The sequence below is a fragment of the Kineococcus gurbantunggutensis genome (genome assembly GCF_050871925.1).
Classification (GTDB): domain Bacteria; phylum Actinomycetota; class Actinomycetes; order Actinomycetales; family Kineococcaceae; genus Kineococcus.
The window spans coordinates 19,867-31,449 of record NZ_JBJLSG010000048.1; the positions used below are offsets into that span (position 1 = coordinate 19,867).

General features: G+C 76.9%; 11 protein-coding genes. 4 read left to right on the forward strand and 7 right to left on the reverse strand.

Annotation, left to right across the window (positions count from 1 at the left end):
• Nucleotides 1-71: 71 nt before the first annotated feature.
• The 3 genes from ACRYR7_RS11250 to ACRYR7_RS11260 form a co-directional block, all read right to left on the reverse strand.
• Entirely contained in the window at nucleotides 72-767 is a 696-nt protein-coding gene (locus ACRYR7_RS11250; RefSeq protein WP_432572180.1) for an 8-oxoguanine DNA glycosylase OGG fold protein, read from the reverse strand.
• Between the two features lie 49 nt (nucleotides 768-816).
• A complete protein-coding gene (locus ACRYR7_RS11255; protein WP_432572181.1) occupies nucleotides 817-2,160 on the reverse strand; it encodes a hypothetical protein in 1,344 nt (447 codons plus the stop codon).
• 109 nt (nucleotides 2,161-2,269) lie between these two features.
• The gene (locus ACRYR7_RS11260) at nucleotides 2,270-3,550 is read right to left on the reverse strand and encodes an ATP-binding protein (protein WP_432572182.1); all 1,281 of its coding nucleotides are present in this window, start codon (nucleotides 3,548-3,550) and stop codon (nucleotides 2,270-2,272) included.
• Between the two features lie 145 nt (nucleotides 3,551-3,695).
• Between ACRYR7_RS11260 and ACRYR7_RS11265 the strand changes: the two genes are divergently transcribed.
• A complete protein-coding gene (locus ACRYR7_RS11265) occupies nucleotides 3,696-5,090 on the forward strand; it encodes an ADP-ribosylglycohydrolase family protein (protein ID WP_432572183.1) in 1,395 nt (464 codons plus the stop codon).
• A gap of 2 nt (nucleotides 5,091-5,092) precedes the next feature.
• On the opposite strand, the gene ACRYR7_RS11270 is transcribed toward ACRYR7_RS11265, so the two are convergent.
• A complete protein-coding gene (locus tag ACRYR7_RS11270; protein WP_432572184.1) occupies nucleotides 5,093-6,064 on the reverse strand; it encodes an exonuclease domain-containing protein in 972 nt (323 codons plus the stop codon).
• Between the two features lie 100 nt (nucleotides 6,065-6,164).
• Between ACRYR7_RS11270 and ACRYR7_RS11275 the strand changes: the two genes are divergently transcribed.
• Together ACRYR7_RS11275 and ACRYR7_RS11280 are read left to right on the forward strand one after the other, a co-directional pair.
• The gene (locus ACRYR7_RS11275; protein ID WP_432572185.1) at nucleotides 6,165-7,040 is read left to right on the forward strand and encodes a hypothetical protein; all 876 of its coding nucleotides are present in this window, start codon (nucleotides 6,165-6,167) and stop codon (nucleotides 7,038-7,040) included.
• Nucleotides 7,041-7,062: 22 nt separating this feature from the next.
• Nucleotides 7,063-8,319, forward strand: a complete 1,257-nt coding sequence (locus tag ACRYR7_RS11280) for a metal-dependent hydrolase family protein (protein ID WP_432572186.1) — start codon at nucleotides 7,063-7,065, stop codon at nucleotides 8,317-8,319.
• On the opposite strand, the gene ACRYR7_RS11285 is transcribed toward ACRYR7_RS11280, so the two are convergent.
• A complete protein-coding gene (locus tag ACRYR7_RS11285; RefSeq protein ID WP_432572192.1) occupies nucleotides 8,268-8,732 on the reverse strand; it encodes a very short patch repair endonuclease in 465 nt (154 codons plus the stop codon). The genes ACRYR7_RS11280 and ACRYR7_RS11285 overlap by 52 nt on opposite strands.
• Nucleotides 8,733-8,920: 188 nt before the next feature.
• Between ACRYR7_RS11285 and ACRYR7_RS11290 the strand changes: the two genes are divergently transcribed.
• Nucleotides 8,921-9,790, forward strand: a complete 870-nt coding sequence (locus tag ACRYR7_RS11290) for a nuclease-related domain-containing protein (protein WP_432572187.1) — start codon at nucleotides 8,921-8,923, stop codon at nucleotides 9,788-9,790.
• Between the two features lie 16 nt (nucleotides 9,791-9,806).
• On the opposite strand, the gene ACRYR7_RS11295 is transcribed toward ACRYR7_RS11290, so the two are convergent.
• Nucleotides 9,807-10,031 (reverse strand): hypothetical protein, encoded by a 225-nt coding sequence (locus tag ACRYR7_RS11295; protein ID WP_432572188.1) that lies wholly within the window; start codon nucleotides 10,029-10,031, stop codon nucleotides 9,807-9,809.
• Nucleotides 10,032-10,198: 167 nt separating this feature from the next.
• Nucleotides 10,199-11,335, reverse strand: a complete 1,137-nt coding sequence (locus ACRYR7_RS11300; RefSeq protein ID WP_432572189.1) for an FAD-dependent oxidoreductase — start codon at nucleotides 11,333-11,335, stop codon at nucleotides 10,199-10,201.
• Nucleotides 11,336-11,583: the final 248 nt, after the last annotated feature.

Below are 11,583 nucleotides of genomic sequence, written 5' to 3' on the forward strand. Positions count from 1 at the left end.
GTGGTCACACCCCTGAGGATCGGCACGCCCCTCGTGGGGTGTGAGGAGGACCGCCCGTCCGGAGCACCGAGCTACCCCTGTCGGGCACCGCGCTCGAAGAGCAGCTTCTCGATCTGGTCGGCCGCCACCACCGGGAATCCGCCGAGCTCGCGCGACCAGGCGTGCACCCGCTCGAGGTACCTCGCGTACGTGGCCGAGGGCCAGCCGCCCGCCGTGCCGAGCGAGGTCCAGCCGTGGCGCACGAGCGAGGTGGCCACGCGGCTGTCCAGGATGAGGGCCGGGTGCTCCAGCAGTCCCCCACCCGCGAAGTAGAGGAACTTGGTGCCGAAGGCAGGACCGAGGTGGCGCACCAGGTTCCTGCGCGGCGGGTGCAGCAGCTCGTAGGCGCGGACGGGGTCACGACCCGCCAGCGCGGCGGCCTCCCGCAGCCGTTCACCGATCCCGTCGCGGTCACGCCGCACGGCCTCGATGCGCTTCAAGCACAACCGCAGGCGGTGACCGGCCCCCCATGCGACGGCCGCCCACAGCAGGCGGCGAGCGCCGGCGGCGGAGTCCTCCGCGTCCGCGGCGAGCTCCCAGACCTCCTGCCGGGTCAGCAGGGTCGTCGCCGCGTCGCCGCGCAGCTGCGGTGGCAGGTCCTCCTCGTCCAGCGCGCAGCGCCACCAGCCGGACGGTACGGACACCGCTTGGAGCGCCACGTCGTTCGTCCGGTCGCCGTACGGTCCCTTCGGCGGCGGGAGGGCGCTCAGGTCGGTGCGAGGGCTCACGCGATCATCGTTCTGCCGGCGCGGCGCGCCGTGGCGCGAGCGCGTGTCCTCACCCCTGCTCCGCTGCGGTGGACGGGGAGCCGGCCGTGGCGGCCAACTGGCCGGACGCGACGGTCATCGCCGCGAACGCCGGGCACGCCTCGACGGCGCGCCGGACCTGCCGCACCGCGTCGCGCACGACGTCCGGAGCACCGGCGTCCTCGACGGTGGACCTGCGCGCCAGCCGCAGGTGGCTGTACGCGCTCAGTCCGCCGAGCAGGGCGGCGGAGACCTCGCGGGCCGGCACCTCGACGGCGGGTTTCGTCCAGTCGCCGGCGTCCACGAGCAGGGTCCACGAGGGGTCGTCGAGGGCGGTGAGCTGATCGGCCAGGTCGGCGTGGTGGGGCGACCAGGAACGCTGTGCGGTGGCCCAGGTGGGCGGTTCCTGCACGTACCCGACCTCGACGCCAGGACGCACGAAGTCGAAGAGGACGTACAGCGCGATGCGCTCGCTCTTCCTCAACGTGCGCTGCGGCCAGGCGGCGGGCCAGTAGGCCGCGGCGACGTGGTCGCGCGCCCAGTCCTGCGGGCGCTGCCACCCCAGGCCACCGGCGGTCCACAGGCCCTTCTGCGGCCAGCCCCACTCGATCCCGTCGTCCTCCAGCCGGGCGGTCAGCTCCTGCAGGAACGTGGAGATCGCCGGGTAGAGGCGCTCGGCAGCGACGCGCTGCGCGTCGGCGACCTGCCGGTAGTCGGTGACGTCGAAACCGCTGAACACCGTCGCCACTCCCCTGCGCTCCATGAGGTCGACCGTGTCGTCGCGCAGCGCCCGCTCGTGCACGGCGAGGTCCCGCAGCCCGCGCAGCAGGTCGGCGACGGCCCGCCACGGCAGCCAGCGCACCTGAGGTTCCCCGCTGGTGCCGCCCGAAGCCCGCAGTTCCCCGAGCTCCTCGCGGGCGCGCCCCACGTCCGCCGGTTCCGCGGCTCCGGTGGTCAACGCGACGACGGTGGCGCCGGCTCCCCGCGCGGCGGCCTGTTCCGCCAGCGCGCACCCCTGCACGGTGAGCTGCTGCAGCGTCCCGCACCGCTCGACCTCGTACCGCCCGAAGCCCGAGTGGTACTTCGCCTCGAACGCGACGAGGTGGTCGCCGGCCTCGACGAGGACGTCGGGTTCCACCTGCCGGCCGGGCAGCAGGCTCACCGGCAGTCTCGGCCACAGCGTGACCGTCGCGCGCTCGAGGTCGGCGGCGGAGAACTGGGCACCGGGCAGGGCCGCGGCGAGCAGGGGGGCCAGCAGGTGACGCCGCGGCAGGTAGCGCACGGCGGAGAACACGGCGTCCGTGAGGGTGTCCTCCATGCGCTCGGCAGCCAGCGTGGCCGCGGGATCGAGCTTGCCCTGCAGTTCCGCGCGCACGGCACCACACTGCTCGCTGTGTGCGACCGCGTCGACCGGCGGCGTGTCGGTACCGCGCCGGGTGGCCCGCGACCGACCCCTCCCCGTGATGAGCGCGGCCCGGGGCTCGTCACGGCCCCAGCAGCGCCGCCGGAACGACTGCGATGCCGTCCCGCCGCCGGTACGCGTGCGAGCCGGCGGTGACGACCACGGCGTCCAGCAGGTCCTCACCGAGCTCGCCGCGCAACCACGTCAGGTGCTTCACGTCCGCGTCGGTCACCGTTCCGGCGAGCTTGACCTCGACGGCGACGACGCGGCCGTCACCGCGCTCCACCACGAGGTCGACCTCGTGCTCGCCGCTGCGCACGCGCAGGTGCCCGACGCGCGCCTCGGCCGCCTGGGCGTACACGCGGACGTCGAGGGTGACGAGCGACTCGAAGAGCTGCCCGAGCAGGGTCGCCTCGCGCCCGGCGGCGGTGGCCGGGGCGGCGCCGACGAGGGCTCCGGCGTCGACGCCGAGCAGGTGCGCGGCGAACGCCGGGTCCGCCAGGTGGTGCTTGGGGGCGGCGGCCAGGCGTGCCAGGTGGTTGCGCGACGGTGTCCAGGCGGGCACCGGGTCGAGGAACCAGAGCCGTTCAAGGACGTCGCGGTAGGCGATCGTCGTCGTCTTGGCGGGTTTGTCGGCATCGCCGGGGGTGGCGGCGTCGCGCAGCCGGTCGTAGGCGGTGACCGTCGACTCGGCGGCCGCGTAGGCGGCCATCCACCGCCGCAGCGGGACGGGGTTGCGCACCGCCCGGCCGAGGTCGGGGAAGTCGCGGTCGACGATGCTGTCGACGTAGCCGTCGAGCTGGGCGCGGCGCAGCCGCGGCGCCAGCGGCCGGATCGCCGGCAGGCCCGAGGCGCAGATCTCCTCGGCGTACTCGTCCAGGCCGATTCCCGTCGTCCCCTCGACCGCGGGGCGGCGGCCGGTCAGCAGCTCGGCCATCGACACCGCGGGGGTGGCCACGCCGCGCTCGGTGAGGGTCATGGGCCGCATCCGCACCCGCACGATGCGCCCGGCGCCGCTGTGCACGCCCGCGTCCCGGGGTACCGCGGAACCGGCGAGCAGGAAGGAGCCGGGCTCGGCGCCGTCGTCGACGGCACGGCGCACCACGTCCCAGGTGGCGGGCAGGTGCTGCCACTCGTCCAGCAGCACGGGGGTGGGTCCGCGCAGGGCGCGCGGCAGGTCCGCTGCGGCGACGTCGCGCTGGGCCGGGTCGTCCAGCCGGAGCACCGTGCGGGCCCGCTGGAGGGCGGTGCGGGTCTTGCCGACCCCCTTGGCGCCTTCGAGCGCCACGGCTGCCAGTCCAGGCAGCAGCTCGTCCAGTTCACGGTCCACGACGCGCACGGCGTACGGCGGGAGGGTCACCACATCTGGACGCTACCTTTTGAAGGTCTTTCACGCTACCTTTTGCCGCCTCGCTGAGCTACCGATCGCTGTGCGGACCCGTCGCGCTCCCGCGGGTGTGCATCAATGGCGGCTCATGACCGCACCGCGCTCACCGTGGAGGACGCCCGTGGACCGTCAGCACCGGGTGATGGGTGCCCTCGTGGGCTCCGCCGTCGGCGACGCCTTGGGCGCCCCGTTCGAGTTCGGCCCGCCGGGCGCGTTCGGCGCCCGCTTCCCCACCGCCGCGCGCGGGAGCGCCACGGAGATGTGCGGCGGCGGTTCCCTGGGCTGGGAGCCCGGCGAGTTCACCGACGACACGCAGATGGCGCTGCTGCTCGCGCAGTCCCTGGTGGACGACGGTGGCCTGGACGAGGCGGACGTGTTCGCCCGGTTCCAGCGCTGGGCGCAGGCCGGCCCACCGGACATCGGGGTGCAGACGTCCGCGGTGCTGGGCTCCGGGTTGCCCTGGGAGACCGCCGCGGCCGAGCACGTGCGCGCCGGGAACCGCGCCGCGGGCAACGGCTCGCTCATGCGCACCACCCCGGCGGCGGTGTTCTTCGCGCGCGCCGGGCAGCAGGCGACGATGGACGCCGCGCGACGGATCAGCGCCCTCACCCACGGCGACCCCGCGGCGGGCGAGGGGTGCGCGCTGTTCCACGAGGCGCTGCGCGTGCTGCTGGAGGGTGGGGACGCCGACGAGGCGGTCGCCGCGGCGCTGCCGCACGTGGCGGAGCAGCACCGGCAGAAGTGGGCGCAGGTGTGCGACCCGGGCTGGAGACCCGAGGACGCCACGGAGGGCAGCGGCGCGGTCTGGCCGACGCTGGGCTCGGCGCTCTGGGCGCTGCGGAGCTCGACGACGTTCGAGGAGGCGCTGCGCCTGGTGGTCGACCTCGGCGGGGACACCGACACCCTCGCCTGCGTCACCGGCGCGCTCGCCGGGGCCCGCGCCGGCATCACCGGCATCCCGATCCGCTGGACCTCCGCCGTCCACGGGCGCATCCCCGGGTTCGGGGACCGGACGTGGGAGCTGCGCGACCTGCAGCTGCTGGCCGCGCAGCTGGACGGGGAGCGCCACCTGCGCCTGCACGAGCCGCCCACCACCCGCGGCCTGCCCGCCGCGGAGGTCGCCCCGGGGGTGTGGGCGGCCGACCTCGACGGCGCGCGCCGCAGCGACCGCGACTTCGCCGTCGTCTCGCTGTGCCGCACCGGCGGGCGCTTCGGCCACGACGTGCAGCGCTTCGCCTACCTCACCGACGACGACAGCAACACCGAGCTCGTCACCGTCCTGGACGACGTGCTCGGCGACATCGCCGCGCTGCGTGCCGAGGGCAGGCGGGTGCTCGTGCACTGCCACGCCGGCGCCTCGCGCACCGGGTTGGTGCTGCGGGCGTGGCTGGTGCGCGAGGAGGGGCTGAGCGCGCGGGAGGCGACGGATCGGGTGGCGGCGGTGTGGCCGCACCTGAGCACGTGGAACACCGCCTTCACGGCGGCGCTGGAGGAGCTGGTGCAGCGGGAGGGGTGAGTTCACGCCTCCTTCGGCGTGCCCGCCGCGATCGCGGCCAGCAGCCCCTCGAAGCGCGCCTCGTCCACCACCGGGACCCCGTGCCTGCGGGCGTCGAGGACCTTGCGCACCCCGGCGTCCGGTTCGTTGGTCACCAGCAGCCCGGTGGTGCGGCTGACGCCGTTCATCACGTCCAGGCCGGCGTCGACCGCGCGGGCGATGAGGTCCTCGCGCGGGGTGTCGGTGTCGCCGCTGAAGACGACCTTGGTGCCCTGCACCAGCGCCTCGCCGGGCACCCAGCGGCCCGGGTCGGTCCAGGCGCACGGGGTGCGCGGCGCGGCGGCGGGCCGGCGCCAGCGCTGCGGCGGCGGCACGGGGCGGGAGGGGCGCAGCGCGGTCAGCGGCAGCTCGACGTCCTGCTCGGCGGCGGCGCGCAGGGAGGCGCGGAACACCTCGGTGAGCACGCGGGTGTCGTCGACGGCGTCGTGGGCGCGGTGCTGCACCACGCCCCAGTGCGCGGCGACCGCGGCGAGGCCCACGTCGGGCACCGGCAGGCGCAGGCGACGGCTGAGCGTCACGGTGCACAGGAAGTGCGGCACCTGGAAGGCGGTGCGGGCGCGGGTGAGCTCCTCGCGCAGGAACCCCCAGTCGAAGCGGGCGTTGTGCGCGACGAGCACTCGCCCGGCCAGCAGGCCCGCCACCTGCTCGGCGACCTGCGCGAACGTGGGCGCACCGCGCAGCGCCTCCGCGGTGATGCCGTGCACGTGGGTGGGTCCGGGGTCGCGGCCGGGGTCCACCAGGGAGTTCCAGGTGCCCTCCACGCGCCCGTCGGCGCCGAGCTGCACGACGGCGACCTGCACGACGCGGTCGGTGGCGGAGTCCATGCCGGTGGTCTCGACGTCCACGACGGCGTAGGGGTGCGGGTAGCGCTCGGCGACGTCCGCGGGCAGCGCGTCGGGGGCGGGCGCGTCGAGGGGCCGGGTGTGGGGGAGCACGCGTCCATGATGCGCGCTGCCGGGCGCGGGGCGGGACCGGTGTGCGCTGCGCGGCGCGCCGACCCGTGACGCCCCCTGCCCGGTCCCCTACGGTGAGCGCGTGGACCCGGCCGAAGTCCCTGCCAGCCCCGTCGACGCGCCGCCCGCGCTGCTGGAGGTCGTCCTGCGACCGGCCGGCCTGCACGTGCGGCTGGAGGCACCGGCCGGTGAGGACCTGCTCGTGGCGCTCTCGCGCGGCGCGGACGGGGCGTGGGAGGACGTCGACGTCCTGCCCGCCGGTTCGGCCGAGGAGCTCTTGGAGGTGGCGGCGGAGCCGGGCGACCGGGTGCGCGTGGCCTCGGAGGACGGCACCCGCGTCTCGGGCACCGCCGCCGTCGCCGACCCCGGCGCGGTGCCGGCGCCCGCGGTGCCGCCGGTCCCCGGCGCGGCGGAGCAGCCGGCCGCGCACGACGAGCCGGCGCACGACGAGCCGGTGCAGGACGGGCCGGCGCAGGACGGGCCCGAGGTCGATGGGCTCGAGGTCGACGAGCCCGAGGTCGACGAGGCGGTGTGGCAGCTCGCCAGCGCCCTGGAGGAGCGCCACCCGGAGTGGAGCGCGCACCCGCAGGGGCCGGTGCTGCACGTGCACGGCCGGTTCGGCAACACGTTCCGGGTGGCGGCGGAGGCGCTCAGCGCCGGGGCGGGCGAGGTCCGCACGGTGTGCGCGATCTCCACCAGGGGGGACTTCACGCTGCTCGTCGCGCAGGGCCGGGAACTGCTGCGCGCCGACGAGCGCGCGGGGGTTCCGACGCAGTGGCGCCACTACGACCTGCCCGCGCACATCGACGCGGCGGCGCTGGCGCAGAACCCCGACGCCGAACGGCGCTGCCGGCGGGTGCAGCGCCTGCTGCCCGGGCAACCGCCGGAGGGCGCGCTGACCCTGCTGCGCGCGGCGGGCGTGGACGTGTCCGCCCCGCTGGACCGCTGCACCGCCTGAGCACCACCACGGAGGACGTCGCGTGACCTCTCTGATCCTGCAGGGCGCCACCGTCTTCGACGGTGTGGACTTCCTGCCCACCCCCCGCGACGTCGCGTTCGAGGACGGGCGCGTCCTCGCGGTCGGCGAGGACCTGGCGGCGGCACCCGAGCACGCCGGCGCGCAGGTCGTGGACTGCTCGGGCACGACGGTGCTGCCGGGCCTGGTGGACCTGCACGTGCACGTCGCCTCCTCCAGCCCCGGCTCGCTGCAGGCGTTCGCCGAGCCGTTCTCCCTGCAGTTCTACGAGTCGGTGGCGAACCTGGCCGCGACCCTGCGGGCGGGGGTGACGACGGTGCGCGACGCGGGCGGCGCGGACCTCGGCGCGAAGGTCGCCGTGGAGCGCGGCATCGTGCCCGGCCCGCGCATGCGCATCGCGGTGAGCATCATGAGCCAGACCGGCGGGCACGCGGACTTCTGGATGCCCTCGGGCGTGCACGCCCCCACGTTCGCCCCGCACGCCGGGCGGCCCAGCGGCGTCGCCGACGGCGTGGAGGAGGTGCGCAAGGTCGCGCGCTCGATCCTGCGCGCCGGGGCCGACCACATCAAGATCTGCTCCACCGGCGGGGTCCTCTCCCCCCGCGACGACCCCCGGCACGCGCAGTTCACGGTCGAGGAGATCAGGGTGGTCGTCGAGGAGGCCGCGGCGCAGGGCACGTACGTGATGGCGCACGCCCAGGCCGCCGCCGGCGTCAAGAACGCCCTGCGCGCCGGGGTGCGCACCGTCGAGCACGGCATCTACCTCGACGAGGAGGCGATCGAGCTGTTCCTCGAGCACGACGCCTGCCTCGTGCCCACCCTCGCCGCGCCGCTGGCCGTGCTGGCCAAGGCCGCCACCGGCACCAGCGGCCTGCCGCCGCAGGTCGTGGAGAAGGCCCGCACCGTCGTGCAGGTCCACCGCGAGTCGATCGCCCGCGCGGTGCAGGCGGGCGTGCGGATCGGCATGGGCACCGACTCCGGCGTCGGCGTGCACGGGGAGAACCTCGAGGAGCTGGCGCTGCTGGCGGGCGTGGGCATGGACCTGCTCGGCGTGCTGCGCGCGTGCACCTCGGTGGCCGGGGACGTCGTCGACCCCACCGGCGCCGTCGGCCGCCTGGCACCGGGTTCCGTCGCCGACGCCGTCGTGCTGGAGGGTCAGCTGACGTCCACCGGCCAGCTCGCCGGCCTGCCCGCCGCGGTGCGGCAGGTCTACCAGGACGGGCGCCTGCGGGTCTCCGGCGGCGTGCTCGTGGCCGGCTGAGGAGCCGCCCGGCGCCCCGGGCGGTGCGCGCCGGCGCGGCGGCGCGCGTGCACGACCCCGTGCACGCGCTCGGCAGCGCCGGCGGGGTCCTCGTGCTCCCACACCCGCACCACGTGCCAGCCGGCCGCGGTGAGCGTGCTGTCGGTGTCGCGGTCCCGGGCGGTGATGCTGCCCAGCTTCACCCGCCACCACTCGGCGTTCGCCTTCGGAGGGGCGGAGTGTGCCGGGCAGGAGTGCCAGAAGCAGCCGTCGACGAACACCGCCACCCGCGCGCCGCGGAACACCACGTCGGCGCGGCGGCGCCGGTTCGTGCCCGGCGGGGCGGTGTCGGTGAGGTAGCGCAGGCCGCGGCGGTGCAGCTCGCGGCGCAGCGCGAGCTCCGGCGCGGTGTCGCGGCGCCCGGTGCGGCGCATGATCCCCGCCACCGCGGGGCTCGACGCCGGCGGCGCGGGACCGGGTTCCTGCCACGCGCCCACCGCCGCACCGTACGACCCGCCGCCGACACGCCACGGCTGCGCGCGACGGCAGCGCGGGGCGCCGCGGGCTGCGCCGACCGGGTGGGCGTGCTCAACCGCGGCGGTGCGCGTGCCGAGAGCAGGGCGTGGCTCCCCGTCCCTCCGCGCACCTCGCCGGCCGCGGCGCCGCCGAGCAGGCGCGCAAGCACGCCGCGCGCGCCGAGGAGCTGCGCCGCGAGCTGAGCCGGGTGGAGCGCGAGCAGCGCAACTGGGAGGCCGGCGCGCAGGGCGAACGGCTCGTCGCCGAGGCGCTGGCCGTGCTGGAGGCGGACGGCTGGACGCTGCTGCACGACGTGCGCTGGCCGGGCCGGCAGCGCGCCAACCTCGACCACGTCGCGATCGGCCCCGGCGGCGTCGTGGTCGTCGACAGCAAGAACTGGACCGGCGCCGTCACCTCCCGCGAGCAGGAGGTGCGGGTGGGCGGCCGCTCGCTGGCGAAGGAGCTGACCGGGCTCGCCGCCGCCACCGCGGCCGTCACCGCGCAGGTGCCCGCCCGGCACCGCCGCGACGTGCTCGGCGTGCTGTGCCTGGTGCAGCAGCCGGTGGCGCCGCGCGAGGTGGGGGCGATCACCGTGGTCGGGCGGGACGCGGTGGCGGGGCTGCTGCGGGCGCTGCCCACGGTGCTCAGCGCCCGGGACGTCGCCCGCCTCGTGGACGTGCTCACCCAGGCCCTCGCGAGGCCGGCGGGGCACGAGGTGCTCACCACCGCCGACGTGCCGGGAACCGCGCTCCCGCTCCGGCGCTCACCGCAGCGCCCGGCCGGGCGGCCGGTGCGGCCGCGCGCGCGCCGGGCGGTGCGGCGACGGCGCCCGCTGAGCGGCGGGCTCACGCGCGCCGTCGTCAGCGTCCTGGCCGTGCTCGTCGTGCTGTCGCTGGCCCAGCGGTGGGCGGGTTCCCCCGGGGAGGTCCCGCCGCGGCCGCCGGCGCCGGCTCAGCAGCCGGTCGCCGGGCCGTGAGACCGGTCCGGGACCGTCAGAGCTTGCTGAGCTTGATCGTGGCGACCGAGAGCACCTGACCGGAGGAGAAGCGGACGGTCGCCCACTGCCCGGCCTCGATCGACAGGACGGTGCCCATGCCGTACCGGTCGTGGGTGACGCGGTCGTCGGGGACGAACTCCTCGGCCTGCGGCTGCGGTGGTGCGGGCTGGAACGGGCTCGTCGGGAGGTGACGCCGGGTCGCACTCGCACGGGTTGACATGCTTCGAGTGTCCCCCACGTCCGGGCTCCTGGGAACCAGGGACGCCGCGCGGGTGCCTCTGGACGGGTGAACCGCCCCGGCAGGGAGCCGCTGCGCGGGGCGGACGGGCGGGGGGCGCGCGGCCGCGATCACCGCACACGATCACCGGACACGGCCACCGCACACGGTCAGGGACCGGGGCGCGCCGCCCCGACGCGGAACCGCTGCGGTGGGGTGCCGCCGGTGGCCACGTCGGCGGCGATCTCCCCCAACAGCGGGGCGAACTTCGCCCCGTGCCCGGAGCACGCGGACAGCACGGTGATCCCGTCGGCGCCGTCGACCACGAAGTCCTCCGTGGGGGTGCTCGTGAACAGGCAGGTGGTCTCCGCGTACGGCTCGGGCACCAGGCCGGGCAGGTACCGGCGCACGTACCCGCTGACGCGGGTGCGGTTGGCGGCGTCGACCGCGCCGCTCTGGCCGGCGGCGGAGGCGAGGGGGCGGCCGCCGGCGTACTCGGCGACCTTCTGCCCGCGGAAACCGGCGTCGCGCCCGCCGGGCAGCGCGTAGACCAAGATCTCCGGCACCTCGTGGATGACCGTGGGCCACGTGCCGTGCGGGTGCTGCTCGCGGTAGGGGAAGTGGAACGCGTTCTCCTGCAGCACGTGCAGGGCGGGGAACGCGGCGAGGAAACCGGCCGGCAGCGGTAGCCCGCCCAGCAGGTCCGGCAGCCAGCCGCCGGCGGCGACCACGACGTGACCGGCGTCGAGCGCGCGCCCGGCCGTGGAGAACGCGGTGAACCCGGTGGCGGTGCGCTCCAGGTGCACCAGCGGCCAGCCGGTCAGGACCCGCGCGCCCGCCGCCCGCGCCAGGTCCACCATCGCCCGCACGGTGCCCTCGGCGTCGATCACCGCGCCGCTGGGCTGGTGCAGGACCTCACCGTCGACCACGAGCTGCGGCCAGCGGGCGCGGGCCTCGGCGGCGCCGAGCAGCTCGTGCTCGACGCCCACGTCTTGCAGCACCCGGGCCAGCGCCCGCGGGTCGCGGCCGGGACCGTGGTCGAGCGCGGGCGCGGGGGTGAGCAGCGGCGCGCCGTGCAGGCGCTCCAGCTCGCGGAAGGCGGCGGCGGCGCGCACGGCGAGCTCGACGTAGTCGCGCTCGTGGTAGGCGTAGCGGAAGATCCGCGCCGAGCCGTGCGAGCTGCCGTCGGGCGCGGCCGGCTCGGTGCGCTCGACGAGCGTGACCTCGTGCCCGCGCTCGGCGAGCCGCCAGGCGGTGGCCGCACCGGCCAGCCCGGCGCCGACCACGAGGTGCTGCGAACCGCTCACCGGAGCCCTCCCCCGTCCTCGACGTCCACCACGGCGCTGCCCCGGGCCCCGCGCGCGGTGCCCGGGCAGTGCTCAGGCGGCCTCGGACGCCGCCCGCAGCCACCACGCCCCGGGGGGGGGGGGGGGGGGGGGGGGGGGGGGGGGGGGGGGGGGGGGGGGGGGGGGGGGGGGGGGGGCGGGGGGGGTGGGGGGGGTGGGGGGGGGGGGGGGGGGGGGGGGGGGGGGGGGGGGGGGGGCGGTGGGGGGCG